Source organism: Rathayibacter sp. VKM Ac-2879 (assembly GCF_015351245.1).
GTDB lineage: Bacteria > Actinomycetota > Actinomycetes > Actinomycetales > Microbacteriaceae > Rathayibacter.
In genome coordinates, this window is sequence record NZ_JADKSO010000001.1 from 928,327 (window position 1) to 953,549 (window position 25,223).

A 25,223-nucleotide genomic window follows, 5' to 3' on the forward strand; every position below is an offset into this window, starting at 1 on the left:
TCGTGCCGAGGTGCCGGTGTCTCGGCACGGAGGCAGGTGTCTCGCGCGCTAGAAGAGCGTCGAATCCTTGAGCGGCGCGGCAGGGGCGGTCGCGGCGGGGCCGGCGCTCGACCAGCCAGGGCCGGCGTCGACGGGCTGCCGGCGCTGGTAGGCGGTCGCCGCATTGCGGGCGCGCACGTCGGCCGCCTCATTCATCCGATGGTTCGCGTGCCCCTTCACCCACTCGAAGGTGACAGCACGGCCTTGCAGCGCCTCGTCGAGCGCCTTGATGATCTCGACGTTCATCACGGGCTTGCCGTCGGCCTTGCGCCAGCCCTTCCGCTTCCAGCCGGCCAGCCACTCGGTGCACGCCTTGATGGCGTACTGGCTGTCGCAGAGGACGTGCAGCGGCTCCTTCTCGTGCGCGGTCGCACGCAGGAGCTCGAGCACGGCGGTGAGCTCGCCGATGTTGTTGGTGCCGTGTGGCCAGCCGCCGGCCGCCCAGTGCTCGTCGTCGACGTACCAGGCCCACCCGGCGGGGCCGGGGTTGCCGAGGGCCGATCCGTCTGCGGCGGCGATGATACTCACGTACTGCTCCTTGCGCGGGGGGTGGCGCCCGGGCGGCGCCCTCCGAGGGTAGTCGGCTGGGGTCTCGAGCCGAGCGCGGAGGAGGAGTCGTGGCGCGTCGTCATCACGCGCGCCGTGACCGCCGCGCGAGCGTCACCCGCGTCGAGTACGGCATTGCGACCCGTTCCTGCTCGTCGAACTCCGCCGCGAGCACTCTGTCGACGGCGGCGAGCACAGCCTCCCGCTCCGGCGCCGCCATGGCGATGACGTAGCTCCGAGAGGCGAACATGTCGCGCACCCCCGCGCGGTCCAGTTCGAAGGACCAGCCGAACTCCGCGTACGCCAGCGTCTCGAGCGCCGAGCCCAGCGGAGGCCTCACGGTCTCGAAGCGCTCCGCGGTCGAGACGCCCGCGACGTCCCCGAGCTGACGCACCCACGGCACTGACTCGTCACGGATGTTCCAGACGAGCGCGAGGATTCCCTCGGGAACGAGCACCCGCGCGACCTCGGCCCCGGCGCGCTCGGCGTCGACCCAGTGCCACGACTGCGCCGCCGTGACCAGCTCGACGGAGGCGTCGGCCAGCGGAAGCGCCTCGGCGCTCCCCGCGACGCGGCGCACGGAAGGGAGGTGCTCGCCGAGTCGCGCGAGCATGGCCGGATCCGGTTCTACAGCCGTCACGTCGAGCCTGCGCGCCACCAGGGAGGCGGTGAACTTGCCCGTTCCCGCACCCAGATCCGCGACACGCTGGGGTGCAGAGGAGGCGCCGTCCCGCTGCGGCGTATGCGCCACCAGCCAGTCGACCGCCTCGTCCGGATAGCCGGGCCGTCCGCGATCGTAGGCATCGACCGCACGACCGAAGGCGCGGGCCCAGTCGTTCATCGCCCGCTCGCGCCGATCGTGCGCGCGAGCACGTCGACCGCGTAGCCGTAACCGGCGACGCCCGCGCCGACGATCACTGCGACGGCGATGTCCGACAGGTAGGAGTGGCGGCGGAACTCCTCGCGCCGGTGGACATTGCTCACGTGCACCTCGACCATCGGAAGTTCGGTCGCGAGCACGGCATCGCGGATCGCGACGGAGGTATGGGTGTAGGCGCCGGCGTTGAGGACGAGGGCGGACGCGGATCCGCGTGCCGCGTGCAGCCGATCGACGATCGCGCCCTCGGAGTTGCTCTGGAAGGTCTCGATCGCGAAGCCGAGCCCGCTCGCGGTGCGCGCGGCGAGCGCCTCCGCGTCGGCGAGAGTGTCGGAGCCGTAGAGCGCGGGCTCGCGCGTGCCGAGCAGGTTCAGGTTCGGGCCGTTGACGACGAGGATCGGGAGCTTCACGCCTCCGACCCTAGCGGCGTGTGCCGGCGGTCACCGGGCGACGAGAGTGCCCAGCGGCAGCGGCGGCAGCTCGGCGCGCAGACGGATCAGCTCGCGCGCGTGCTCCTCGAGGCGCCGGTCCTCCTCCGAGCGCACCTCGAGCGGAGGGATCGCGACCGCCGCCCCGTCGGCGCCGCGCGCGACGAACACGCTCATGCACTGCGTCGTCAGCTCGAGATCGCCTGTCCGCGGATCGCCTGAGCGGACGTGCACCGCCAGGTGCATGCTGTGGGGTCCGGTGTGGATGAGCCTGGCCTCGACCTCGACGAGATGCCCGATGCGCACTGGGCGGTAGAAGTGGATGCCGCCGGAGTAGACGGCGACCGCGTCGCGCCCGCACCAGCGCTGAGCGACCGCATCGGCCGCCTCGTCGATCCACCGCATCACGATCCCGCCGTGGGCATTGCCTCCCCAGTTGACGTCGCCCGGCGCGGCCAGGAAGCGGAAGACGGTGCGCAGGCCCGTGCCGGCCTCGGTATATTGCTGCGCCTGCATCACCTCGTGCAGGCGGCGGCGGCCCCGGATGCGGGCTTCGGCCCCTTCGGCGAGCGCGAGGTCGTCGAGCGAGCGCGGACCCCACTCCGGCACTGCGCGCGGTCGCTTCTCGTCATCCACCGCAACGAAGATCAGGAGGCAGTGGGTCGCGTCCTCGTAGCGTCCCGTCCGCGGGTCGGCCTGCGCGACGCGCACCAACACATGCATGCTCGTGCGGCCCGTGTGGATGATCTGCGCGCTCGCCTCGATGAGGTTGCCGACGGTGATGGGCCGGGTGAAGTGCACGTTTCCGACGTAGGCGGTGACGCAGTAGCCGCCGCTCCAGCCGACCGCGCACGCATAGCCCGCCTTGTCGATCCACTCCAGCACACGGCCGGCTTGGGCGCTGCGGCCGTCGGCAGTGGCGTCCTGCGGGGCGGCGAGGAAGCGGAGGGTGATGCGATCGTCCATGGTGCCCGTCTCGGAGGGGGGAGTGGACCCGCGGAAGGGGTGCGAGGATGGGATGTCCTCCCGCGGGCCACAGCGGTACCGACCCGCAAGGAGCCGGCAAGAGGGGGAGCCGTCGCGTCAGGCCGCGACGGACAAGCGCTCGGCCAGGAGGCGCAGGCGCAGCGCACGCAGCTCCTCTGCCAGCTCGCTCGGGAGGCGCTCGCCGAAGCGCGCGAAGAACTCCTCGGTCAGCCGGCACTCGTCGAGCCAGGCGTCGACGGGGATGGAGAAGAGTTCCTCCTGAACCTCCGCCGGCAGGTTGAGGCCGTGCACGTTGAGGTTCACCGGCAGGTCACCGAGCGGGCTGCGCCGCGCCTCCGCCGTGCCCTCGAGGCGACGCACGAGCCACTGCAGCACGCGCGCGTTCTCTCCGAAGCCGGGCCAGAGGAAGGTTCCGTCCGCATCCTTGCGGAACCAGTTGACCTGGAACACGGCAGGCGCCTTCGGGCCGAGCTCCTCGCCGATCGCGAGCCAGTGCGCGAAGTAGTCGGCCATGTTGTAGCCGCAGAACGGGAGCATCGCGAACGGGTCGCGACGCAGTTCGCCCACGGTCCCCTCCGCCGCGGCCGTCTTCTCGGAGGCGATGGTCGCGCCGAGGAAGACCCCGTGCTTCCACGAGGTGGCCTGCGTCACGAGCGGCACGTTGCTCGCCCGGCGTCCGCCGAAGACGATCGCGTCCAGCGGCACGCCCTCGAAGGCGTCCCAATCGTGCGAGAGGGAGGGGCACTGCTCGGCTGGAGCCGTGAAGCGCGCGTTGGGGTGCGCGGCGGGCGTCCCGGAGGACGGCGTCCACGGCTGCCCCCGCCAGTCGGTCAGACGCTCGGGGACCTCCTCCGTGAGGCCCTCCCACCACACGTCACCGTCCTCACGGAGCGCCACGTTGGTGAAGATCGTGTTGCCCCAGAGCGTTTGCACGGCGTGCGGGTTGGAGCTCTCGCCGGTGCCGGGGGCGACTCCGAAGAAGCCCGTCTCGGGGTTCATCGCCCAGAGGCGGCCGTCCTCGCCTGGGCGCATCCAGGTGATGTCGTCCCCGAGGGTCTCGACGCGCCAGCCCGGGAGCGAGGGCTGCATCATCGCCAGGTTGGTCTTACCGCAGGCGCTCGGGAACGCGGCGGCCACGTGGAAGCGGCGGCCCTCCGGAGAGACGATGCGGATGAGCAGCATGTGCTCGGCGAGCCAGCCCTCCTCGCGGCCCATCGCGGAGGCGATCCGCAGGGCGAAGCACTTCTTGGCGAGCAGGGCGTTGCCGCCGTAACCGGAGCCGTACGACCAGATCTCCCGAGTCTCGGGGAACTGCGTGATGTACTTCGTCGCGTTGCAGGGCCACGGCACGTCCTCGTGAATGGTGCCGTCGGCGTCGCGGAGGGGAGCGCCGACCGAGTGCACGCCGCGGACGAACGGAGTCTCCTCCGTGAACGCGGCCAGCGGCTCGGAGCCGACGCGCGCCATGATCCGCAGATTCGCCACGGCGTAGGCCGAGTCGGTGAGCTGCACGCCGAGCTGCGAGAGAGGACCGCCGACCGGCCCCATCGAGAACGGCACCACGTACATCGTGCGGCCCCGCATCGACCCCTCGAAGTAGGGCGCGAGCTCGGCCTTCATCTCGGCGGGGTCGCGCCAGTTGTTGGTGGGCCCGGCGTCCGCTTCGTCGCTCGTGCAGACGAAGGTGCGGTCTTCGACGCGGGCGACGTCGTCGGGGTCGGTGCGGGCGAGGAAGGAGCCGGGCCGCCACTCCGGGTTGAGTGGGAGGAGGGTGCCTGCGGCGACCATGCGCTCGGTCAGGCGGTACCACTCGGCGGGTGAGCCGTCGCTCCACTCGATTGCGTCGGGCTGGAGGATCTCGGCCATCTCACGCACCCAGCGGCGCAGGGCACGTGGCGCGGGCGGGACGATCGATGCGGGGATCGCGGTGGGCGCGGTCATCGTGCTGGGCTCGAGTCGGACGGTGTTGCTGAAGATGCTCATGCTGGCTCCGCTTTCGGTGGTCGTCGTCGACGAGGGTGGGGAGTCGCCGGCCTGGGCCGGAGAGGGGCGATCACTGGCGCCTGAATCCAGAATGGGCGAGGATCGAGGGGTATTTGCGAAAGAAGAGCCGTCAAGAACCGCTCTTTTTTCGCCATCGTCACAACCGACCTCGGGAGCCCTCGTGACCGACCCCTCCGACGCCCCAGCCTCCGGCACGACCACCGGAACCGATGCGGTGCTCCTCGGGCAGCGCATCCGCCACTTCCGTACGCGGCACGCGCTCACGCTCGGCCAGCTCGCCGAACGGGTCGGCGTCTCGGGCAGCCAGCTCTCCCTGATCGAGACGGGCCGCCGTGAACCCCGGCTCTCGCTCATGCAGAAGCTCGCCTCCGCGCTCGGCGTCGAACTCGCGGCCCTGCTCTCGGACGAGCCGCCGAGCGAGCGGGCAGCGCTCGAGATCGAGCTCGCCCGGGTGCAGAACGGCTCGCTCTACCGCTCGCTCGGCCTGCCGGAGTTCAAAGTCAACAAAGGGCTGACCACTCCGGTCCTGGAGGCGTTTCTCGGCGTCTACCGCGAGCTCGCCCGTCGCCGCAGCGAGGCCAGCGCCACTCCGGAGGAGGCTCGCCGAGCGAACACCGCGCAACGCCTCCAGCTGCGCGACCACAACGCCTATCTGCCCGAGATCGAGGAGGTAGCGGGCGAGATGCTGCGCACCGTCGGCCACCGCGGGGGAGCGTTGACCCACAGCTCCGTCTCGAAGATGGCGCGGCACCTGGGCTTCGAGATCATCCACGTGGGCGACCTGCCCCACTCGGCGCGCTCGGTGATCGACCTCGCCAATGGGCGCATCTACCTCCCGCCGGCCTCGATCCCCGGCGGTCACGGACTGCGGGCGCTCGCGTTGCAGGCGATGGCCCACCGCCTCCTGGGGCATGAGCGACCGGTCACCTATGCCGACTTCCTCCGGCAGCGGCTCGAGATCAACTACTTCGCGGCCGCGTGCCTCATGCCGCTCGAGCCGGCCGTCGCGTTCCTCCAGGAGGCGAAACGGGGCCGGGACATCTCGGTGGAGGACTTTCGGGACGGTTTCGGCGTGACGCATGAGGCGGCGGCGCTGCGGTTCACGAACCTGTTGACCTCGCACCTCGACATCCGCATGCATTTCCTCCGCGTGCTCGGCGACGGCTCGATACAGAAGGCGTACGAGAACGACGGTCTGCCGCTGCCGACCGACGTCACGGGAGCGGTGGAGGGCCAGATCGTCTGTCGCTACTGGTCGGCACGGTCGGCGTTCAGCCGCACCAATCGCACGACCGAGTATTACCAGTACGTCGACACTCCGGCAGGGACGTTCTGGTCGGCGTCGCAGACGGGAACGACCGCGACCGAGGAGTTCTCGATCACCGTCGGCGTGCCCTTCGCGGAGGCGCGGTTCTTCCGCGGACGGGACACCGATCGGCGTGAGCTCTCGCGGTGCCCGGACGAGTCGTGCTGCCGTCGGGCGCCGGCCGAGTTGGCGGCCCGCTGGGATGGGAACGCGTGGCCGAGTGCCCGCTTGCACGCCCACGTGCTCGCGCCGCTGCCGTCGGGGACCTTCCCCGGCATCGACGACGCCGAGGTCTACGAGTTCCTCGACGCGCACGCCCGCGAATCCTGACGCGCCGCCTGCCTGCCTCCCTCCCGCGAGATGCCACTTATGACCGCATCGCGCGGCGTGTCGCCCTCATAAGTGGCATCTCGCGGGAGGGGCTGTGGACAACTCGAGCGGGCATCCGTGCGGAGGCGGCACCCTTCTCGGCATGGACGAGACAGACAACCGCGGGGTCGTGAACGCCTCGACAAGCTCTTTGGCCAGACACCGACTCGTGGCGGACTACCCCGTCGGCGTGTTCCGGGGCGCCCGCGCGGCCGTCGCGCCGACGGATGCCGACGAACGGATCGCCGCTTTCTCGGCCATCATGCGACCGGGAGAGTTCTTCTCGCACGGGACAGCGGCCCATCTGCTCGGCCTTCCCGACCGGACGGTAACGGCGACCACTCCCTTGCACGTCTCGGTCGCCCCGCCGATGCGCGCGGCTCGCCGAGTGGGTGTCCGCTCGCATCATCTCTGGGACGAGGCGGTCTCGATCATCGACGTCGGCTATCCGGTAGCGGACCCGGCGTCGACCTTCTGTCACCTCGCCGACTCCCGATCGCTCGACGAACTGGTCATCCTCGGTGATGCGCTGGTCCGGCCCGACGACGAGGGACGGCGGCGGGGACTCCGGGTCGACCTGGAGGTCCTCGTGCGCCGTGCCGCGACGTTCCGAGGGAGGGGCGGACGACGGGCGCGCGAGGCGGTCGGCCACGTCCGGGTCGGCTCCGAGTCTCCGATGGAGACGCTGCTCCGCCTGCTCCTCCTGCGCGCCGGGCTTCCCGAGCCTGAGCTCAACGTCGAGCTGTTCGACGCGGAGGGACGCTTCGTCGCCCGCGTCGACATGCTCTATCGGATCCAGCGGGTCGTCGTGGAGTACGACGGTGACCAGCATCGGACGGATGTGGTCCAGTACGAGCGCGACATTGTGCGGATCGAGGCGATCGAAGCGCTCGGCTACCGCGTTCTCCGCGTCCGCGCCTCCGGAGTGCTGACGGACCCGGCGAGCACGATCGCGCGAGTCCGACGCGCGCTGGCGCTCTGACCGCGCCGCCGCCCCTCCCGCGAGATGCCACTTATGACGCGCGACACGCCGTGTCGGGCGCTCATAAGTGGCATCTCGCGGGGGAGGGGGCGGGGTCAGTGGGAGATCAGGGCGCGGGCGGTGCCCTCGTCGAGGATGAGGTCGGTTAGGAGGCCCGCCGCCAGAGCGCCGCGCAGACCCGGCAGTTTCGACGCGCCGGACACGACGCAGATCCGGCGGGAGGCCCGTCGCACCGTCGAGAGGTCCGGACCGCTTGCACGTTCGTTCATGGGGATGTCGTCCCAGCTCCCGTCGGAGCGGTAGAACACCGTCGCGACGTCGCCGACCACCCCGGAGGCGCTGAGCGAGGTGAAGTCGCTCGGCTCCAGATACCCGCCGATGTAGACCTTCGACGGCACCGCGGCGAACGGCGAGCCGAGCCCGAAGAGAGCCACGTCCATCCGCTGCTGGAGCTCGAGGACGCGCTTGGTCGAGCGCTCGCGCCACACCGCCTGCTTGGTCCGTGGATCGTCGAAGAACGCCGGCACCGGGAACTGCTGCACCTTCGCGGCATAGGCGTCGCCGAAGCGCCGGAGGATCTCGCTCGAGTAGTTGATGCCGGTGGTCTCGGTGTTGCCCGCCCCATTGAGCTGCACGATCTGCGTGTTGTGCGTCTCCTTCGCGATGAGATGGCGGCTGATCGCGCTCATCGTCGAACCCCAGGCGATGCCGACGATCATGTTGGAGTCGATGAACTGGCCCAGGATGCGCGCCGCCGACAGCGCCACCCGCTCGAGACGGTCGATCTCGCTCGTATGGTCGGGCACCGGCACGATGTGCGCGGTGATGTCGAAATGTGCGCGCACCTCCGCCGAGAGAGCGCTCGCGCGATCGAGCGGCGAGCGGATCTGGATGTCGACCAGCCCGGTCGCCCTGGCGTGCGAGAGCAGACGCGACACGGACGAGCGTGATGTGTGCAGCTCGTGCGCGATGGCATCCATCGTGAGGTCCTGCATGTAATAAAGCTGGGCCGCTCGGAGTGCGTCGCGGGTCTTGTCCGGATGGGTCGCGTGGGTCGTCTCGTCGAGTTCGACGACCGGTCGGACTGGGGTCATTACCGCTCCCTGCACGTATTTCCACCCGCCTTGACCGGATGTGATGACGGGTCAAGGATGGCTGTATTCCTTCGTGAAATCAATCGTCCATCTCAGAGGTGGAGGATCCGCGGAGGCTCGACGAAGCACCTACGACACGAAGGCGAGTACGAAGTGGCACAGTCTGTCGGAACTCCCGGAAACTCCGCCGTCCGCGAGAGCGTCTCCGCTCTGCGCGACACTCCCCGCGCCACGGTGTTGGTCATCGGTGGTGGCATCAACGGCATCGGCACCTTCCGTGAGCTCGCGCTCAACGGCGTCGACGTGGCCCTCGTCGAGCGCGGCGACTACGTCTCGGGCGCCTCCAGCGCCTCGAGCCACATGATCCATGGAGGCATCCGCTACCTCGAGAACGGCGAGTTCCGTCTCGTCAACGAGGGCGTGCACGAGCGCAACGGTCTCCTGAAGATCGCGCCGCACTACGTCAAGCCGCTGCAGACGACCATCCCGATCTACTCGACCTTCTCGGGCATCCTCGCCGCACCGCTGCGTTTCCTGACGCACAAGTCGGGCAAGCCGCAGGAACGCGGCGCGCTGCTGATCAAGGTGGGCCTCACGCTCTACGACTTCTTCTCGCGCGACGGAGGCACCGTCCCGCGTCACCAGTTCCACGGGCGTCGGCGCTCGCTGAACGAGTTGCCGCACCTCGACCCCCAGATCAAGTACACGGCGACCTACTTCGACGCCTCTGTGCACGAGCCGGAGCGTCTGGCACTCGACGTGCTGCACGATGCACTCGTCGGCGGCAAGAAGGCTCGCGCGGCCAACTACGTCGAGGCCGTCGGCGCCGACGACACCGGCGTCGTCCTCCGCGACCGCGAGAGCGGCGAGGAGTTCACCTTCGAGGCCGACCTGGTCGTCAACGTCTCGGGCCCGTGGACGGACTTCACGAACACTGCGCTCGGCACCGAGACCCGCTTCATGGGAGGCACCAAGGGCTCGCACATCGTGCTCGACAACCCGGAGCTGGTCGAGGCCTGCGAGGGCCGCGAGATGTTCTTCGAGCACAGCGATGGGCGGATCGTCCTCATCTACCCGCTCAAGGGCCGCGTGATGGTCGGCACGACCGACATCGACGTCGACCCGACGAAGCCGGCCGTGTGCACCGAGGAGGAGATCGACTACTTCTTCGAGCTCGTCAACCACGTGTTCCCGGCGATCCGCGTGGACCGTTCGCAGATCGTCTTCACGTTCTCCGGCATCCGCCCGCTGCCGCGTCACGACGACGAGGCCCCCGGTTTCGTCTCGCGCGACTACCGCATCGAGCCCTCGACGCTCCCGGGCAAGGGCACCACCGTCCTGAGCCTGGTCGGTGGCAAGTGGACGACCTTCCGCGCCCTCTCGGAGCACCTCGCGAACGAGGTCTTCAACCGCATCGGCATCACCCGCCGCGTGTCGACCGTGAAGACCCCCATCGGAGGCGGCAAGGGCTTCCCGCGCACCGACGCCTCCCGCGCGCAGTGGATCAGCCAGCACCGCTCCGGCCTCTCGTCGGCGCGCACCGGGCAGCTGCTCGAGCGCTACGGCACTCGGGCCCAGGAGGTCATCGAGGCCCTCGCCGACGGCCACGACGAGGCGTTGGACTTCGACAAGGACTTCACCACGGGTGAGATCCGCTACCTGGCGCAGCACGAGAGCGTGGTGCACCTGATCGACCTGGTCATGCGTCGCACCAATCACGCCTTCACCGGCGGACTGAGCCGCGAGCTCCTCGAGGAGCTCGCCGAGCACACCGGCTCCGTCCTCGGCTGGGATGATGCGAAGCGCGCCCAGGAGGTCGACGCGACCATCGCGCACCTCAAGACCCACAACGGAGTCGACGTCGGCGGCACCTCCGTCCAGGCTCCGACCGCCGTCCCCGCCTCCTAGGACGGGACCGGGCCCGGGCGACGTTCTGCGTCGGCCCGGGCCCCTCCCGCGACAACGCACATACGTGCACGCGCCCCTGCTTGTCGCAGTGACGGGGCGCGGATAACTTCACACTCGTCGGGCATCGAGGCCCGCAGCGGACGCGGCGTGCGTCCGTCCTACACAGAGGAAATGGTCAACGTGGACAATCTCGGAGTGGTGTTCCTGGCTGAGCTCGTGGGGACGGCGATGCTCGTCCTCCTCGGCTGCGGCGTCGTCGCCAACGTCGCGCTCGTTAAGAGCAAGGGTCTCAATGGCGGAACCCTCATGGTCAACATCGGCTGGGGCTTCGCGGTCTTCGCCGGCGTCATCGTCTCGTACAACTCGGGCGCGCACCTCAACCCGGCGGTCACGCTGGGCCTCGTGGCCAGCGGAGCGAAGGAGTTCGGATCGGGCGTCCCGGTCAACCTCGTCTCGATCCTGGTCTACATCCTCGCCCAGATGATCGGAGCCCTCCTCGGCGCCGTCTTCTGCTGGCTCGCGTACAAGCAGCACTTCGACCAGGAGCCCGACGCGGCCAACAAGCTCGGCGTCTTCTCGACCGGCCCGTCCATCCGCTCCTACGGCTGGAACCTCGTCACCGAGATCATCGGCACCTTCGTCCTGGTCTTCGTCGTCATCGGCTTCGGTGGCGGACGCCAGGGCGAGAACGGCGGCCTGGCGGCCCTGGGCGCGCTGCCCGTCGCCATCCTCGTGATCGCGATCGGCGCGTCCCTCGGCGGCCCGACCGGCTACGCGATCAACCCGGCACGTGACCTGGGCCCGCGCATCGCGCACGCTCTGCTCCCGATCAAGGGCAAGGGCTCCAGCGATTGGAGCTACGCCTGGGTCCCCGTCGTCGGGCCGATCGTCGGAGGCGTGCTCGCGGGCCTGGCCTCGACGCTCCTGCTCCCGCTCCCGATGGCGTGAGCCATCACGTCCTCTGAGCCTCGCTCCTCTGAGCCCCGCGCTCCACTCCGCTACACCCGTTACGAAGGAGTAATCATTCATGGCTGACTACGTCATCGCTATCGACCAGGGGACCACGTCCTCCCGCGCGATCATCTTCGACAAGAAGGGCTCCATCGTCTCCACCGGACAGAAGGAGCACGAGCAGATTTTCCCTCGCGCCGGCTGGGTGGAGCACGATCCGATCGAGATCTGGAACAACGTCCGCGAGGTCATCGGCCAGGCGCTGTCCCGAGCCGACCTCACCCGCCACGACATCGCCTCCGTCGGCATCACCAACCAGCGCGAGACCGCCGTGGTCTGGGACAAGACGACCGGCCAGCCCATCTACAACGCCATCGTCTGGCAGGACACCCGCACCCAGTCGATCGTCGACCGGCTCGCCGGCGACGAGGGCCCTGACCGCTTCAAGTCGATCGTCGGTCTCCCGCTCGCCACCTACTTCTCGGGCACCAAGATCGTCTGGATCCTCGAGAACGTCGAGGGAGCGCGCGAGAAGGCCGAGGCGGGCGACCTGCTCTTCGGCACGACGGACACCTGGGTGCTGTGGAACCTCACCGGAGGAGTCGACGGCGGAGTCCACAAGACCGACGTCACCAACGCCTCCCGTACCCTCTTCCTCGACCTCGAGACCCTCGAATGGCGCGACGACATCCTCGAGGCCTTCGGGGTCCCGAAGTCGATGCTGCCAGAGGTGTGCTCCTCGTCCGAGGTCTACGGGCACGTGGAGTCGTCGTCGCTGCTGCGCGAGGTCCCGATCGCGGGCATCCTGGGCGACCAGCAGGCCGCGACCTTCGGTCAGGCGGCGTTCGATCCGGGCGAGGCGAAGAACACCTACGGCACCGGCAACTTCCTGATCTTCAACACGGGCACCGAGATCGTGCACTCGAAGAACGGACTGCTGACCACGATCGGCTACAAGCTCGGCGACGGCGAGGTGCACTACGCGCTCGAAGGCTCGATCGCGGTCTCGGGCTCGCTCATCCAGTGGCTGCGCGACAACCTCGGCCTCATCGGCTCGGCGTCCGAGGTCGAGGCCCTGGCGGCCACGGTCGAGGACAACGGAGGCGCGTACTTCGTCCCCGCGTTCTCCGGCCTGTTCGCGCCGTACTGGCGCTCGGACGCGCGGGGCGCCCTCGTCGGCCTCACGCGATACGTCAACAAGGGCCACATCGCTCGCGCCGCGCTGGAGGCGACTGCCTTCCAGACGCGCGAGGTCCTCGACGCGGTGAACGCCGACTCCGGAGTGCCGCTGCAGGAGCTCAAGGTCGACGGCGGCATGATCGCCAACACCCTGCTCATGCAGTTCCAGGCCGACATCCTCGGCGTGCCTGTGGTGCGCCCGGTCGTCGCCGAGACGACCGCGCTCGGAGCGGCCTACGCGGCCGGTCTCGCTGTCGGCTTCTGGGCGAACCTCGAGGACCTGCGCCAGAACTGGCAGGAGGACTCGCGCTGGACTCCGCAGATGGACCAGGACGAGGCCGCCCGCCAGTACCGCCTCTGGAAGAAGGCCGTCACGAAGACCTTCGACTGGGTCGACGAGGACGTGCAGTAGCAGCCGCGTTCCCCGCACGAGGGCCCGCGTACCTGACGGTGCGCGGGCCCTCGTGCGTTCCGCGCCAGCTCGTGGCAAGGATGCGACGATCTGTCACCATATTCGTATGGGAACACTGGAGGGGATGCGGTCGGAGCCAGCGGAAGAGCGCCACGCGGAGGGCGCTCCTCCCGTCTTCGCGCTCGTGGAGGCATGGGTCACCGGACGCGAGCTCACGGGTGTCGAGCGCATCGGCTTCGCCGAGCACGAGGTCACCGTCGCGCCGATGATAGACGTCCTTCTCGCTCCGGCAGGAAGCGCGGCCGGCACCGCATCGCGGGTCATCGAGTACGAGGGGCGCTTCGTCGAGGTCGGCGACGAGATGACGATCGAGGGCCACACACTCGAGCTCCAGGACTACGCCGCGGCGGGCTTCCTCGAGGTCGTCGGTCCGATGGTGGTCCGCCTCGGCGATACGGCAGGGTGGGAGGCGCTGCTGGAGGACGCCGACCGCGCCCACTCCGACGGGGAGTTCCCGGCGCACCTCCTCCACCCCGGCGTTCTCCTGGGCGAGCGGAACGCCTTCCTCGCGCGGGCGGCTGGCCGTCCGCGTGCGCCGCGTCCCGTCTTCGGCGTCGGGGGAGTGCCCCGCCATGCTCCGGAGGGGCCGCCACTCGAGGTGGTCGGGTCGCCCCTCGTCGAGGCCTTCGGCGGCGTGATCGAGCCCGCCCGGCTCGAGGCCGATGTCGAGGACCGCCCCTGGCTCGGGCGCTACATCGCCGCGACCGAGCTCCTCCGTCGTACCCGCCGCGGCACGCAGGCCCGCATCAGCGGCGTTAGCGCCTCGCTCCTCGACGACGGACGCGCCGACCGCCCGACACCGATCGATGCCCCATTCCTCAGCGAGGTCGACGGCTCGTGGCTGCTCGAAGACCTCGCGACGCGGCGCCGCTTCCGGCTCCAGGAGGATGCGGCGACGATCGTCGAGGCGCTGCACACCTCAAGCGATCACGACCTGGCCGCCCGGCGATGGTCGGACGCGTTCGCCCTCAGCCTCGAGGAGGCCGCCGCTCACGTGGCCGCGGTCGCCGCTCGATGGGCGGAGGTCTCGGATCCGGCCCTCGCTCCGACGCGGGAGGAGTCGTGACCGGCGTGCCCTCATCCGCGCGCGGACACTCGGTGTGGACGGCCCTGGCACCGGCCGGGAGCACGGTGTTCCGGGCGGCTTCCGCGCGCGGCGTGCGTGTCACCGGCGCCGACGGCCGCCGCTACCTCTGCGCCGACAGCGGTCTCTGGAACGTGCCGCTCGGGTACGGCAATCCCGTCATCGCCGACGCGGTAGCTCGTGCGCTCCACGACTCCTCCTACCTGCCCGTCTTCCGGTCGAGCCACGTCGGCGCAGAGTCGGCGGCCTCGGCCCTCCTCGCGCTCGCGGGAGGTCGCTACCGGCGAGTGGTCTTCTCGACCTCGGGAGGTGCGGCGAACGATGCCGCGATGAAGCTCGTCCGTCACTACTGGCACCTCCGCGAAGCCCCCCAGCGGCGTCTCGTGATCGGGCTCGAGGGCAGCTACCACGGGCTCACCCACGGCAGCCATGCCCTGAGCGGCGACGCCCTGCTGCACGACGTCTACGCCCTCGACCGTCGGAGTGTGCGTCACGTCCCGTTCGACGACGGCGGGGAGCGCCTCGAGGCGCTCCTGCGACGGGAGGGCAGCCGGGTCGGCGCCCTCGTGCTCGAGCCCGTCCTCGGATCGGGGTGCCGAGTCGTCCCTGACGAGTTCCTCCGTCGTGTGCAGGAGCTACGCGAGCAGTACGGCTTTCTCCTCGTCGCCGACGAGGTCGCGACGGGGTTCCACCGCACGGGGCCGCTGTTCGCCTCCGAGAGGTGGTCGCCCGCGCCCGATGTGCTCGTGCTCTCGAAGGCGCTCACCCACGGCAGCTGCGCCGCCGCGGTGCTGCTCGTCGGGGAGTCGATCGTGTCGGTCGCCGATCGCTCGGAAGCCGTCTTCGTGCACGGCGAGACGCAGGCGGGGACACCGTCCACTTGCGCGGCGATCCTCGCGACACTGGCCGAGTTCGAGCGACGGGAGGCCGGCCTCCTCGCCGCGGGCGTGGGCGATCAGCTCGATCGCCTCGCCGACCGCCTCCTCCGTTCGCCGCTCGTCACCGAGGTCACCGGTGCGGGGTGCTTCCGCGGCGTGCACCTGCGTCATGCCGACGGGTCGGCGTTGTCGGGGAGCGAGGTGACCGCTCTCGTGACGAGCGTCCGCGAGGCCGGAGTCCTCGTGCATCCCGGCCCGTCGGCGATCCAGCTCGTGCCGGCGTTCGTGTTCGACGACGAGAACATCGGCGAACTCGAGAGCACCCTACTGACGGCCTTCGACCGCCCCGAGCGGGTGCTCGACGGAGGCGCTCCGTGAGCGCGGCGGCGCTCTGGTGCCCGACGCGGATCATCGCGGGTCGCGGCATCACGGCGGGCGTGCTCGCCGAGCTGCCGCGGGGCGACCGCAGCCTCGTCGTCGTCGACGAGCGCCTGGTGGGGCGTGTCGACCCTGTCGGGGGTGCGGTGGCGCTGGAGGCGCGGGCCGAGCTGTCGGTCCTCGAGCGCCTGGTCGATCGGATCGACGGGCAGCGTCCGGAGGTCGTGGTCGCGCTCGGAGGCGGCTCGATCCTCGACCTGGTCAAGCTCGCGGTCGCCGTGCCTCCCGAACGGTGGCGAGGCTTCAGTCGGCGACTCGAGGGTGGTCTCGTGCTGACGCGGCGCCCCCTTCGCGAGGCCGCGCCACGGGTCGTCGCCGTTCCGACCACGATCGGGACCGCCTCCGAAGTCAGCCCGGTCGCATGCGTCACGGCTCGGGGCGGGCACCGGCTCGTGGTCGGAGACGACCTCCGCCCCCATACCGCGGTGGTCGACCCGGAGCACCTCGATTCGCTGTCGGCGCGCGCGGTGGGGGAGGGAGCGCTCGAGGCGCTGCTGCGCGTCGCAGGCACCGCCGCCTCGGGCTCGCTCAGCCCGTTCGCCGTCGACCGCGCCGTCGACCTGGGCCGGAGGATCGTGGCCGCGGGCGACGCAGCGCTGCTCGACGGAGCGGGCGAGGCGCGAGGAACGCTCGCGCTCGTGAGCGCCGAGACGCGGTATTCGTGGAGCGCGCATCCGGCCGACGCCTTCGCCGCCCGGCACTGGTACCCCGCCAATGAGCTTGCCCACGCGGCGTCGATCGGCAAGATGGCGGCGACGCTCTTCGTGCTGCCCCGCCTCTGGCGACTCCTCCTGGGGGGCGACGCGCGCCTCGGGTCGGCGGAGGCGCTCCGGCGATTCTGGCGCGGCGTTCGCCCCGACGCCGCCACCCGTCCCGATCGAGACGTACTCACGCTCGCCGCGCGCTGGGGCATCCCCTCCCCTCCCGCGCTCGACGCGTCGACGCTCGAGCGCGCCGCTGCGGCGACTCGCCATGTCTGGACGGGGACGGGCGCGGCGCTCGCGGGGTGGGACACGGAGCTCACCGCTGCCGTCGTCGGCACACGCCAGCCGCCATCAGGCCACGGCGCGGCACCCGTCGCGTCGACCGAGCAGACAGCGGAGGAGGTGAACACATGGACACGAACCGCGTGAGCTCCGGCGCCGCGCTCGCTTTCGTCGAGCTCGACCCTCTCGATGCGCCGTCGGAGGACTCCTACTGGCAAGGGATGGTCGCCGGAGTCGGCGTCCTGGGCATCGTGGCGATCGTCGCGACCTGACCCGACCCGCACACACGACCACACCGCAGTCACGGATGAAGGAGAACAGCATGACGAACGACACCGGCCTCGCCTTCGAGAGGCTCGAGGCGATGGACGCTCCGGACGACGGCCTGGACTGGTTCCACGGCTTCTCGATCGGCGTCGGCCTCGGCCTCATCGCGCTCAGCGCGACCTGACCGGCGGCTCGACCGCATGGCCGTGAGGCGGGGCCGGCCAGAGGGCACAGGCTCCGCTCGACCAGGCAGAGGGAGGTGACATGGACAAGACAGCACTCGCCTTCGACGAACTCGACGCGCTCGCCGCACCACTGGAGTGGTGGCAGACCGCGGGATACGTGATCGCCGTCGCCGGCGGACTCGCCGCGATCGCCGCGACCTGACGATCCGCCTCGTCGGGGTCGAGCGGGCTGTGACCCGCTCGGCCCCGATCGGGCCTCCTCCGCGATCCTCCTTCCCCGTCTCGCCCAGAAAGGAACCTCGTGACCGACTCCGCTTCGCCGCCGGTTCCGGTCGTCGGCGTGCCGACCGTCGAGCTGACGCAGCGTTCCCACGCCCTCCTGCGCTCTCGTCGCGTCGACCGCGTGCGCCTCGAGCCGCTGTACGGCCCGCGCGGCTCGGAGGCGTATGCCGCCCTGACCGCAGGCGACCGCTCCGAGGTTCGCGAGATCATCGCGATCGCGCGTCGGGTGTCGGGGCGGATCCTCGAGCTCGCGGCCGGGGCGGGCCGCCTGACGGTTCCCCTCCTCGCGCTCGGCCGACCGGTTGTCGCCGTCGACTCCTCGGCGACGATGCTCGCGCAGCTTCGCCGCGCGGTGCCGGCTCGGCTGGCGGGCCGTCTCCGGACCGTGCTCGCCGACATGACGACCCCCGTGGAGGGAGAGGCCTTCGGTCTCGTCGTGCTCGGAGCGACCTCCATCACCCTCCTCGACCAGCAGGGGCGCGAGGCGCTGTACGAGGCCGTCGCGCGAAGTGCGGCGCCCGGCGCGCGCTTCCTCCTCTCGGTCGCGGAGGAGGACGCGCGATCTCCGCAGACGATCCCCGACGAGCCGGACGGTGCCGTGCTCTCGTCCGAGATCCGCGGAGACCGGCGCCTCGTCAACATCGTGCTCCCCGCCGACGCCGACGGTGCCGTGACGGTGCTCGTCAGCTCCGTGACCCGCCTCGACCGGCCGGCGCTCGTCGCCGAGCTCCTCGCCCACCGCTTCGAGATCGTCGGCGTGACGCCCGTGCGTCTCGGCGGAGGGAGAAGCACCGGTGTCGTCCTCGTGGAAGCCGCATGCCCGACTCGGTGAGGACCCTCGACCCGCTGACGGGCATCGCCGAGGCGGTCAGCGTCCTGCCGCCACGGTCCGAGACTCCGCTCTGGCAGGTCGTCGTGCAGCTGAAGCGCCCGACGGCGCCCACCGTGGCGGGTTCGCTCGGGCTCGTGGGCGCCTCCGACCTCACCCGGCGGGGCGCGATGCGTCGCGCCGCAGGCGAGGCCGTCGAACGCTTCGCGCTCCTGCCACGACCGGATGAGACGGGCGCGCCACGCGCGACGTCCGGGCTCGAGCTGCTCTACGACGCCGAGCGCCCGCTCGACGTCGCGGGCGAGGCCACGCCGTCGGGAGCCGCGGCGGGCGGCTCGCACGCGGAGGCGGCGCACGCGGCCGTGCTCGAACTCGTCGAGCGCGATGCGCTCCTCGTCGCGTGGGGGAGGCAGCTTGCGCTCGCCCGCATCGATCCCTCCCCGTGTCCCGCCGTGGCGCGGGCCGTGCACCGACTCGCCGGGGCGATGGAGGCGGCGGGCGGCTCGCTCGTCACCGCCGACCTGGCGTGCGAGGTCCCGGGTGTCACGGTCGTCGTCGCAGTCGCCCTCGAAGGGCCGACGGGCGCCGTCGCCGTGGGCGCGAAGGCCTCGTGCGATCGCGGCAGCGCCGTGCTCGGAGCGGCGCAGGAAGCGATGCAGGCGCTCCACCTCGCCCGGTCCCTCCGCGCGGCCGGCCGCGCCGACGCCCCGCCCGAGATTCGCACGGAGGAGGACCGCGCGCGATTCTGGGCCTCTGATGCGGGCGTTCCCGCCCTGCGAACGTGGGTCGACTCCTTCCGCCCTCCCGTCGACGGGCCGCCTCCGCCTGCGGCCGATCCGGCCGAGCTCGGGGATCTGCTCGCGCGGCGAGGGACCCCGGTGCGCGTCGTCGACCTGACGTGCCGCCTCCCGGCGCCCGCTCGAGAGCTCGGATGGCATGCGGTGAAGGCGGTCGCTCCTGCGCTCCAGCCGTTGCGGATCGACGAGACGCGGTCCACGACCTGGCGCGCCGCTCGTCTGGACTCGGCCGAGATCCGCACGCGCTGTCCCAGTGCTCTCGCCGCGGGGGAGGTGTTCGATGTCCCGCATCCGCTCGTCTGAGCCTCTCCCCAGCAGCGCCGCGGAGGAGCGACCGCGACTGCGCGATTCCGTCCGGCTGGTCGCGCCCTCGCCGCAGACGGGGGCCAGCTGGCTCGTGACGCTCGACGACGTTCCCGTTGCGCGCGTCCCGACAGCGACCGCGGAGGTGCTCCGGCTCCTCGACGGCACGCGCCCGATCGCCGAGGTGCGGCGTCTCAGCGAGGCGCGCCCGGAGGAACTCGACGCCCTCCTCGCGCGGGTGCGAGGCGCGGGTCTCCTCGCGGGGGGCAGGGAGCGCTCGCGTCGCTGCCCCGTCAGGGTCACTCCGCCGATGACGGTGCAATTCGCGACCGGCCGTCTGACGCCCGCGTTCGCCGCGATCGCGACGCTCCTCCGACGCGCTCTCCGGCGTCGCGGCGCGCGCCGGGTGGCCGTGGTGGCGCCGGTCGCGCTGGTCGTCGCGGGAATCGTCGCGGCGGCGCTCCAAGCGCCGGGACTCGCCGATGTCGTCGATCGCCCAGTGACGGTGCCCTCGCTCGCGGCGGTCGCGGTCGCGCTCGTGCTCGCGACGGCCATCCATGAGCTCGCGCACGGGGTGACGCTGCATCTCGCGGGAGGTATCGCCCGTCGCGCCGGTTTCATGGTCTTCTACCTCACCCCGGCCTTCTTCGTCGACGTCACCGACAACTGGCGGATCGCGAGTCGAGGCCGCCGCGCCGCCGTCGCCCTGGCGGGACCTGCCGTGCACGTGGTCCTCGCGTCGGCGTCGGCGGTCGTCGCCCTTGTCGTCGCGCCGGGCGAGGTGCGGGACGCGGCGCTCACGTTCACGGCCGCCGCGACGGGCATCGCACTGTTCAACCTGCTCCCGTTCGTCCGCTTCGACGGCTACTTCGCGCTCGTGGCCGCGACCGACACTCCCCGTCTCCGGGAACGATCATTCGAGGCGCTCGACGCCGTGTTGGGAGGAGCGAGAGGAGACCGCCGAGCGTGGCTCCTGCTCCTCGGAGTGGGCAGCCTGATCACGCCCGCGCTCCTCGTGCTGGCCGCGCTGGACAGGGTGAGACGCTGGACCGACACGACCGGAGTCGTCGGGGCTCTCGTGCTGGTGGCGCTCGACGCGCTCGTGCTCGTCGTGCTCATCCGCGGCTGTCGGAGGTGGCTTCGCCGACCTGGCGCGAGGGGCCGTCGCTGGGCGCTGCTCGGCACGGCCGTCGCGCTCGCGGTCGCGCTCGGTCTGCTCGTGCCCGTGCCGCGCACCGCGGCCGTCGGCTGGTTCGCGACCCCCGAGGGCACACGCCTGGTCAGCACCGACGCCGCGTCCCTCGCCCGACTCCCGGCCGGCGCGGAGGTGCTGCTCCAGACCCAGGGCCTGCTACACCATCGCGACATCGGCCGGGGAGTCGTCGGGCCGGCCGGATCGCAGGCTCCCGCGCTGGTGCCGCTCGAGAGCCTCTCGCCGGTGCGCGACCCCACGCTCATTCCGGCGTCCGGGCGTGCACTCGAGGCGAGCGTCGCGCCTCCCACCCCGAGCGCAGGCGCGGCGCTCGTGCGACTCGGCGGGGACCGCTCCCTCCTCGAGACCGTCCTCGCGCCCGCGTTCACCGTCTTCGGCGCGCTCGTGCCCGTCCCGGACGCGACTCCTCAGACCATCGTGACCCACCCCGACGACCGTGACGAGAGCAGGTAGACAGCCATGACCCATGCCATCCGCTTCGACCACTTCACCAAGGCCTATCGAGGCCGGGAGGTGGTGTCCGGTCTGGATTTCGCGGTGCAGCCGGGAACCATCGTCGGACTCCTCGGACCCAACGGAGCAGGCAAGAGCACGGCCCTCAAGGGCCTCGTGGGCCTGCTGCGACCGAGCAGTGGGGCGGTGCTGGTCGAGGGAAGGCGGTTCCAGGATCTCGAGAACCCGGCGTCGGTCGTCGGCGTCCACATGGACGGCTTCGGCTTCGAAGGGAGGATAACCGCGCGGCGACACCTCCAGATCTGCGCCCTCGCCGCGGGCGCTCCCGGCTCCCGTGTGCAGGAGGTGCTCGACGAGGTGGACCTCGCGGCGCACGCCACGCTGCGGGTCAAGCACTTCTCGACGGGAATGCGGCAGCGGCTCGGCCTGGCCGCCGCGCTCCTCGGCCGACCGCGGATCCTCGTGCTCGACGAGCCGGCGAACGGCCTCGATCCCGAGGGCATCCGCTGGCTCCGACGGTTCCTGAAGTCCTTCGCCCGTGAGGGAGGAGCGGTGCTGGTGTCCAGTCATCAGCTCGCGGAGCTCGCGCAGACCGTCGACGAGGTCGTGGTGCTGCGTCATCGCCTGCTCTACTCTGGGCCGCTCGACGAGCTGCTCGGCTCGAGCGACGCCTCCCTCGAGGAGCGCTACTTCGACCTCGTCGACTCGGCGGTCTCGGGGGAGGCGCGGTGAGCGCCGCGATCCGGGCGGAGGTGCTGCGCGCCGTCAGCGGCTCGGCGGGCTGGGCGGTGGCCGCCTATGCGGTGCTCGTGCCGTTCATGCTGCTGATCGTGGCGCCGGGAGGCTCGGCCGCGTCCTCGCCGACCCTCGCGGTCTACTCCGCGTGCGCCGCCTCCTTCGTTGCCGCGATGTTCCTCGGGAGCTACGGGGTCACCCGCGAGTACTACGACGGCTCTATCGGGCGCGCGCTGGTGCTCACGCGCACACGCGAGCTGCTCGTCGCGAAAGCGGTCGCGGCGGCGCTCGTGTCCTTCGTCCTCGGCGTGATCGCCTCGGTCGTCTGGCTGGGGCCGACCGCGATCGTCCTCGGCTCGAACGGCGTCGAGTTCGCGCCCGGCGCCGAGCTCGTGCCGGTCGCGATCGGCTCGGCGGCGGCGTCGACGGTGGGCGGTGTGCTCGGTTCGATGATCGGCTGGCTCACCCGCAACTACTACGTCGCCAGCGCGATCGTCCTCGGGATCCCGTTCGCGGTCGAGCTCCCGCTCCTGTCCTCCGCTCCCGAGATCGAGCGGTTCCTGCCCTCCGGTGCACTCGCGGCGCTCGGGGCCCCTCAGGGACTCGGCTTGCTCCCTCCCGTCGCCGCTGCCGGAGTCGCCGCGGCCTGGTGCCTGCTCGCGGGTGCTGCGGCCTGGGCGACGATGCGAGGGAGGGAAGCGTGATCGCGAGCGCGCTGCGCACCGAGGCCCTGCGTCTGCGCTCGGATCGACCTCTCGCGGGCCTCGCGCTCGTCGCCCTCGTGCTTGGGCTGAGCATCCTGCTCGCGGTGCCCGAGAATGTGCGGGAGGCGCCTGCCTCGGCGCGGTCGGCCCTCTTCGATGCCCTCGCGCCGTCCCTGCTGACCACTGCCGCGGTCGTTGCCGGACTGTATGGCGCGTTCCGATACACCTCCGATCTCGAACGGGGCGTGCTGGCCCGGCAGCTCGGCTTCGTGGGGCGCCTTCCGCTCCTGTGCGCCCGCGCCGTGATGGCGGCGATCGGAGGCGCGCTGCTCGCCGCGGTGTCCTCCGTGGCCGCGGTGCTCGCCTTCCGTGCGGTCGCGGCAAGCGACGTCGGGGTGCTTGAGCTCCTTCCGGCGGGCGTCCTCGTCGGCGTCAGCGCTGCGCTCTGGGGTCTCGCGGTCGGCGTCGTGATCGGCCGGCACGTGCCTGCGCTCGTCGCGGTGTCGGGCGTCCTCGCCGCGTCCCTTCCGCTGTCGGAGTGGCAACCCGACGCACGCCTCGCCACGCCTCTCGGAGCGTGGCTCGCATCCGTCGCCTACGGCGGCGACCGGAGCGCCGATCTCGGCCTAGCTCTCGCGGCCGGGGTCCTCTGGCTGATCGTGGCGGCCGTTCTGGCCGTGGTGGTCGTGCTGCGGCGAGACATCGTCTCACCGCTCAGCGCCACCTCGCCCAGATGACCAGACGGGTATGAAAGGATGAAGGCTCGGCTTCTGAGCAGTCGTGTCGCGACTGCTCTCGATGCGGCGTCACCGGGTGGCGTCCAGGAGGGAGAGCGGCGAGCATGATCGACGTCGAGAACGGACCGACGGCACCGGGCGAGATCGAGCCGGAGCGACGTCGGCGGCGCTGGGCGAACCTCCTCCTTGCCGCCTTCATCGCCCTCGGCGGGGTCCTGTCTGTCACCGGTCCCAGCGTCAGCGGCTACGGAGTCACGGCTGCCGTGATCTGCGGGGTGTGCGCTCTCGTCGCTCTCGTCGCAGCGCTGCGCGGGCGCTAACCCGCTGCACTCGGGCTCCCTCGACGAGCGGACACGGAACCCCGGCAGCAGCTCGGCACGACGGGCGCTGTGCCTCAGACCGGCGCTGTGCCTTAGACGGGCGCTGTGCCTCAGGGGTGGAGGGCGTCCAGGGAGGCGATGCGCCGGACGCCGAGAGCGAGAGCCTCGGCGGGCAGCTCGCGTCCGTGCTCGGGCCCGCCTGCCCGGTCGAGCCAGATGCCGCGCAGACCGGCCGCCGCAGCGCCCATCGCATCCGTGGCGAGCCGATCGCCGACGTAGAGCGCGTCGGAGGCGGCGACCCCGAATCGCTCGCATGCAAGCGTGAAGATGCGCGGATCGGGCTTCGTCAGACCGACGTCTCCGGAGGCGACGACGTGCTCGACTCGCCCGGCAAGCCCGACGCGCTCGATCTTGCCCAGCTGAAAATCGAGCTCGCCGTTCGTGATGATCCCGATCTGCACGCCGGACGCCCGGAACCGGTCGAGCGCGGGAAGGGCGTCGTCGTGAAGCGTCCACGCCTCGACGTAATGCTCGAGGTACGCGGCGAACCACTCGCTCGCCTCCTCCGGGGAGAGCTCGATTCCGGCCCCGGCCGCGAAGGCGCTCGCGCGGGCGCGGCGCTGACCCTCGTAGTCGAGCTCACCCGCGAGGTAGCGGTGGTAGTGCTCCTCCTCGAGGAGGTGCCAGCGGCGCTGGACCTCGAGCGGATCGGCCGCGTACGCCTCCCCGAGCGTGGCCGCGTGCGCGACGATGCCCTCGCGCACGGCGCGGGCGTGCGCGAAGAGGGTGTCGTCGAGGTCGAAGAGCGCGAGCCGCAGCACGGCGGGCTCAGCGGCTGCGGCGGAGGAAACCGATGCGCTCGTAGACCGCGGCGAGGGTGCGCTCCGCGGTCTCGGAAGCGCGGTCTGCCGCGCGGGCGAGTATCCGATCGAGCTCGGCCGGGTCGGCGAGCAGCTCCGCGGTACGGGCGCGGATCGGGTCGAAGGTCGCTGCGACGACCTCGACGAGGCCCTTCTTGAGGTCGCCGTAGCCGCGGCCCGCGTACTCGTGCTCGATCGACTCGACCGAGCGGTCGGCCAGCACCGAGTAGAGGGTCAGCAGATTCGACACGCCGGGTTTCGCCGCTCGGTCGAACCGCACCTCCGACTCGGTGTCTGTGACCGCCCGCATGATCTTCTTGGCGGTGACCGTCGGATCATCGAGGATGCTGAGCAGGCCCGCGTCCGACTCCGCTGATTTCGACATCTTGGCGCCCGGGTTCTGCAGATCGAAGATCTTCGCCGTCTCTCGCGCGATGTGCGGCTCCGGAACAGTGAAGGTCGCTCCGAAGCGCGAGTTGAACCGCGTCGCGAGGTCGCGGGTGAGCTCGAGGTGCTGACGCTGGTCCTCGCCGACCGGCACCGCGTCGGCCTGGTAGAGCAGGATGTCGGCCGCCATCAGGATCGGGTAGGTGAACAGGCCGACCGAGGCCGCCTCCGTGCCCTGCTTCGCCGACTTGTCCTTGAACTGCGTCATGCGGCTCGCCTCCCCGAAGCCCGTCAGGGTGGTGAGCACCCAGGCGAGCTCGGCGTGCGCAGGCACGTGCGACTGGACGAACAGCGTCGAGCGCTCGGGGTCGATGCCGGCGGCGATGTACTGGGCCGCGGTGGCGCGGGTGCGCTCGCGCAACTCCTGCGGGTCCTGCGGGACCGTGATCGCGTGCAGGTCGACCACGCAGAAGTAGGCGTCGAAGTCGTCCTGCATCGCGATCCACTGGGTGAGCGCGCCGATGTAGTTGCCGAGATGCAGCGAACCTGACGATGGCTGCATGCCGGAGAGGATGACGGGCTTCGCGCCCGGGATGGTGGGGGTCATGGTGGTGCCTCGGGGG

26 protein-coding genes are annotated in these 25,223 nt (G+C 71.1%); 18 read left to right on the forward strand and 8 right to left on the reverse strand.

Annotated elements, in window-relative coordinates; translation table 11 throughout:
• Positions 1–48 precede the first annotated feature (48 nt).
• From ITJ45_RS04620 to ITJ45_RS04640, 5 genes are all read right to left on the reverse strand, one after another.
• The gene (locus ITJ45_RS04620; RefSeq protein WP_194607614.1) at positions 49–567 is read right to left on the reverse strand and encodes a ribonuclease H family protein; all 519 of its coding nucleotides are present in this window, start codon (positions 565–567) and stop codon (positions 49–51) included.
• A 103-nt stretch (positions 568–670) separates the two neighbouring features.
• Complete coding sequence (locus ITJ45_RS04625; RefSeq protein ID WP_194607615.1) at positions 671–1,426, reverse strand: class I SAM-dependent methyltransferase; 756 nt, start codon at positions 1,424–1,426, stop codon at positions 671–673.
• Positions 1,423–1,872: a type II 3-dehydroquinate dehydratase gene (aroQ, locus tag ITJ45_RS04630; protein WP_194607616.1), complete on the reverse strand. Its 450-nt coding sequence runs from the start codon at positions 1,870–1,872 to the stop codon at positions 1,423–1,425. The genes ITJ45_RS04625 and aroQ overlap by 4 nt, the downstream gene beginning before the upstream one ends.
• 30 nt (positions 1,873–1,902) lie before the next feature.
• Entirely contained in the window at positions 1,903–2,856 is a 954-nt protein-coding gene (locus ITJ45_RS04635; RefSeq protein WP_194607617.1) for an acyl-CoA thioesterase, read from the reverse strand.
• A gap of 117 nt (positions 2,857–2,973) precedes the next feature.
• Positions 2,974–4,818: a phosphoenolpyruvate carboxykinase (GTP) gene (locus ITJ45_RS04640; protein ID WP_194607751.1), complete on the reverse strand. Its 1,845-nt coding sequence runs from the start codon at positions 4,816–4,818 to the stop codon at positions 2,974–2,976.
• Positions 4,819–4,951: 133 nt separating this feature from the next.
• Here ITJ45_RS04640 and ITJ45_RS04645 point away from each other — a divergent pair, with 133 nt between their 5' ends.
• Together ITJ45_RS04645 and ITJ45_RS04650 are read left to right on the forward strand one after the other, a co-directional pair.
• Positions 4,952–6,517, forward strand: a complete 1,566-nt coding sequence (locus ITJ45_RS04645) for a helix-turn-helix domain-containing protein (RefSeq protein WP_194607752.1) — start codon at positions 4,952–4,954, stop codon at positions 6,515–6,517.
• Positions 6,518–6,659: 142 nt separating this feature from the next.
• A complete protein-coding gene (locus tag ITJ45_RS04650) occupies positions 6,660–7,538 on the forward strand; it encodes a DUF559 domain-containing protein (protein ID WP_194607618.1) in 879 nt (292 codons plus the stop codon).
• A 95-nt stretch (positions 7,539–7,633) separates the two neighbouring features.
• Here the strand turns inward: ITJ45_RS04650 and ITJ45_RS04655 are convergent, their stop codons facing one another.
• A complete protein-coding gene (locus ITJ45_RS04655) occupies positions 7,634–8,632 on the reverse strand; it encodes a sugar-binding transcriptional regulator (RefSeq protein WP_194607619.1) in 999 nt (332 codons plus the stop codon).
• A 153-nt stretch (positions 8,633–8,785) separates the two neighbouring features.
• Between ITJ45_RS04655 and ITJ45_RS04660 the strand changes: the two genes are divergently transcribed.
• The 16 genes from ITJ45_RS04660 to ITJ45_RS04725 all read left to right on the forward strand — a co-directional run bounded on the left by ITJ45_RS04660 (position 8,786) and on the right by ITJ45_RS04725 (position 23,353).
• Positions 8,786–10,540: a glycerol-3-phosphate dehydrogenase/oxidase gene (locus ITJ45_RS04660; protein WP_323742856.1), complete on the forward strand. Its 1,755-nt coding sequence runs from the start codon at positions 8,786–8,788 to the stop codon at positions 10,538–10,540.
• 171 nt (positions 10,541–10,711) lie between these two features.
• Entirely contained in the window at positions 10,712–11,488 is a 777-nt protein-coding gene (locus ITJ45_RS04665) for an MIP/aquaporin family protein (protein WP_194607621.1), read from the forward strand.
• Between the two features lie 79 nt (positions 11,489–11,567).
• Positions 11,568–13,082, forward strand: a complete 1,515-nt coding sequence (glpK, locus tag ITJ45_RS04670) for a glycerol kinase GlpK (RefSeq protein WP_194607622.1) — start codon at positions 11,568–11,570, stop codon at positions 13,080–13,082.
• Between the two features lie 124 nt (positions 13,083–13,206).
• Positions 13,207–14,208 (forward strand): daptide biosynthesis RiPP recognition protein, encoded by a 1,002-nt coding sequence (gene mpaB, locus ITJ45_RS04675; RefSeq protein WP_194607623.1) that lies wholly within the window; start codon positions 13,207–13,209, stop codon positions 14,206–14,208.
• Between the two features lie 5 nt (positions 14,209–14,213).
• The gene (gene mpaD / locus ITJ45_RS04680; protein ID WP_323742857.1) at positions 14,214–15,482 is read left to right on the forward strand and encodes a daptide-type RiPP biosynthesis aminotransferase; all 1,269 of its coding nucleotides are present in this window, start codon (positions 14,214–14,216) and stop codon (positions 15,480–15,482) included.
• Positions 15,479–16,675 carry an iron-containing alcohol dehydrogenase gene (locus ITJ45_RS04685; protein WP_194607625.1) on the forward strand — a complete coding sequence of 399 codons (1,197 nt, stop codon included), beginning with the start codon at positions 15,479–15,481 and terminating at the stop codon, positions 16,673–16,675. The genes mpaD and ITJ45_RS04685 overlap by 4 nt, the downstream gene beginning before the upstream one ends.
• On the forward strand, positions 16,657–16,800 hold the full coding sequence (mpaA1, locus tag ITJ45_RS04690) for an MpaA1 family daptide-type RiPP (RefSeq protein WP_194607626.1): 144 nt from the start codon (positions 16,657–16,659) through the stop codon (positions 16,798–16,800). The genes ITJ45_RS04685 and mpaA1 overlap by 19 nt, the downstream gene beginning before the upstream one ends.
• 50 nt (positions 16,801–16,850) lie before the next feature.
• Positions 16,851–16,979 (forward strand): MpaA2 family daptide-type RiPP, encoded by a 129-nt coding sequence (gene mpaA2, locus ITJ45_RS14165; protein WP_267238133.1) that lies wholly within the window; start codon positions 16,851–16,853, stop codon positions 16,977–16,979.
• Between the two features lie 80 nt (positions 16,980–17,059).
• A complete protein-coding gene (gene mpaA3, locus ITJ45_RS14170) occupies positions 17,060–17,182 on the forward strand; it encodes an MpaA3 family daptide-type RiPP (protein WP_267238134.1) in 123 nt (40 codons plus the stop codon).
• Positions 17,183–17,281: 99 nt separating this feature from the next.
• Positions 17,282–18,094, forward strand: coding sequence for a daptide-type RiPP biosynthesis methyltransferase (mpaM, locus tag ITJ45_RS04695; RefSeq protein WP_323742858.1), 813 nt, complete (start codon positions 17,282–17,284; stop codon positions 18,092–18,094).
• Complete coding sequence (locus ITJ45_RS04700) at positions 18,079–19,191, forward strand: YcaO-like family protein (RefSeq protein WP_194607627.1); 1,113 nt, start codon at positions 18,079–18,081, stop codon at positions 19,189–19,191. Before mpaM ends, ITJ45_RS04700 begins: the two co-directional genes overlap by 16 nt.
• Complete coding sequence (locus ITJ45_RS04705) at positions 19,169–20,857, forward strand: hypothetical protein (protein WP_194607628.1); 1,689 nt, start codon at positions 19,169–19,171, stop codon at positions 20,855–20,857. The genes ITJ45_RS04700 and ITJ45_RS04705 overlap by 23 nt, the downstream gene beginning before the upstream one ends.
• Before the next feature lie 6 nt (positions 20,858–20,863).
• Positions 20,864–21,589, forward strand: coding sequence for an ABC transporter ATP-binding protein (locus tag ITJ45_RS04710; RefSeq protein ID WP_194607629.1), 726 nt, complete (start codon positions 20,864–20,866; stop codon positions 21,587–21,589).
• Positions 21,586–22,296 carry a hypothetical protein gene (locus ITJ45_RS04715; RefSeq protein ID WP_194607630.1) on the forward strand — a complete coding sequence of 237 codons (711 nt, stop codon included), beginning with the start codon at positions 21,586–21,588 and terminating at the stop codon, positions 22,294–22,296. The genes ITJ45_RS04710 and ITJ45_RS04715 overlap by 4 nt, the downstream gene beginning before the upstream one ends.
• Positions 22,293–23,033 (forward strand): hypothetical protein, encoded by a 741-nt coding sequence (locus ITJ45_RS04720; RefSeq protein WP_194607631.1) that lies wholly within the window; start codon positions 22,293–22,295, stop codon positions 23,031–23,033. The genes ITJ45_RS04715 and ITJ45_RS04720 overlap by 4 nt, the downstream gene beginning before the upstream one ends.
• 104 nt (positions 23,034–23,137) lie before the next feature.
• Complete coding sequence (locus tag ITJ45_RS04725) at positions 23,138–23,353, forward strand: hypothetical protein (protein ID WP_194607632.1); 216 nt, start codon at positions 23,138–23,140, stop codon at positions 23,351–23,353.
• 110 nt (positions 23,354–23,463) lie between these two features.
• Here the strand turns inward: ITJ45_RS04725 and ITJ45_RS04730 are convergent, their stop codons facing one another.
• Positions 23,464–24,174: an HAD family hydrolase gene (locus tag ITJ45_RS04730; RefSeq protein ID WP_194607633.1), complete on the reverse strand. Its 711-nt coding sequence runs from the start codon at positions 24,172–24,174 to the stop codon at positions 23,464–23,466.
• A gap of 7 nt (positions 24,175–24,181) precedes the next feature.
• Positions 24,182–25,207 (reverse strand): tryptophan--tRNA ligase, encoded by a 1,026-nt coding sequence (gene trpS, locus ITJ45_RS04735; RefSeq protein WP_194607634.1) that lies wholly within the window; start codon positions 25,205–25,207, stop codon positions 24,182–24,184.
• Between the last annotated feature and the right edge of the window lie 16 nt (positions 25,208–25,223).

What these genes read in the sequence shown, in the direction of transcription:
- ITJ45_RS04625 (WP_194607615.1), bottom strand. Translation starts at nt 1,426, where the DNA reads ATGAACGACTGGGCCCGCGCCTTCGGTCGTGCGGTCGATGCCTACGAT.
- ITJ45_RS04635 (WP_194607617.1), bottom strand. Translation starts at nt 2,856, where the DNA reads ATGGACGATCGCATCACCCTCCGCTTCCTCGCCGCCCCGCAGGACGCC.
- ITJ45_RS04640 (WP_194607751.1), bottom strand. Translation starts at nt 4,818, where the DNA reads ATGACCGCGCCCACCGCGATCCCCGCATCGATCGTCCCGCCCGCGCCA.
- ITJ45_RS04645 (WP_194607752.1), top strand. Translation starts at nt 4,952, where the DNA reads ATGGGCGAGGATCGAGGGGTATTTGCGAAAGAAGAGCCGTCAAGAACC.
- ITJ45_RS04650 (WP_194607618.1), top strand. Translation starts at nt 6,660, where the DNA reads ATGGACGAGACAGACAACCGCGGGGTCGTGAACGCCTCGACAAGCTCT.
- ITJ45_RS04655 (WP_194607619.1), bottom strand. Translation starts at nt 8,632, where the DNA reads ATGACCCCAGTCCGACCGGTCGTCGAACTCGACGAGACGACCCACGCG.
- ITJ45_RS04665 (WP_194607621.1), top strand. Translation starts at nt 10,712, where the DNA reads ATGGTCAACGTGGACAATCTCGGAGTGGTGTTCCTGGCTGAGCTCGTG.
- glpK (WP_194607622.1), top strand. Translation starts at nt 11,568, where the DNA reads ATGGCTGACTACGTCATCGCTATCGACCAGGGGACCACGTCCTCCCGC.
- mpaB (WP_194607623.1), top strand. Translation starts at nt 13,207, where the DNA reads ATGCGGTCGGAGCCAGCGGAAGAGCGCCACGCGGAGGGCGCTCCTCCC.
- mpaA1 (WP_194607626.1), top strand. Translation starts at nt 16,657, where the DNA reads ATGGACACGAACCGCGTGAGCTCCGGCGCCGCGCTCGCTTTCGTCGAG.
- mpaA2 (WP_267238133.1), top strand. Translation starts at nt 16,851, where the DNA reads ATGACGAACGACACCGGCCTCGCCTTCGAGAGGCTCGAGGCGATGGAC.
- mpaA3 (WP_267238134.1), top strand. Translation starts at nt 17,060, where the DNA reads ATGGACAAGACAGCACTCGCCTTCGACGAACTCGACGCGCTCGCCGCA.
- ITJ45_RS04700 (WP_194607627.1), top strand. Translation starts at nt 18,079, where the DNA reads ATGCCCGACTCGGTGAGGACCCTCGACCCGCTGACGGGCATCGCCGAG.
- ITJ45_RS04705 (WP_194607628.1), top strand. Translation starts at nt 19,169, where the DNA reads ATGTCCCGCATCCGCTCGTCTGAGCCTCTCCCCAGCAGCGCCGCGGAG.
- ITJ45_RS04710 (WP_194607629.1), top strand. Translation starts at nt 20,864, where the DNA reads ATGACCCATGCCATCCGCTTCGACCACTTCACCAAGGCCTATCGAGGC.
- ITJ45_RS04725 (WP_194607632.1), top strand. Translation starts at nt 23,138, where the DNA reads ATGATCGACGTCGAGAACGGACCGACGGCACCGGGCGAGATCGAGCCG.
- trpS (WP_194607634.1), bottom strand. Translation starts at nt 25,207, where the DNA reads ATGACCCCCACCATCCCGGGCGCGAAGCCCGTCATCCTCTCCGGCATG.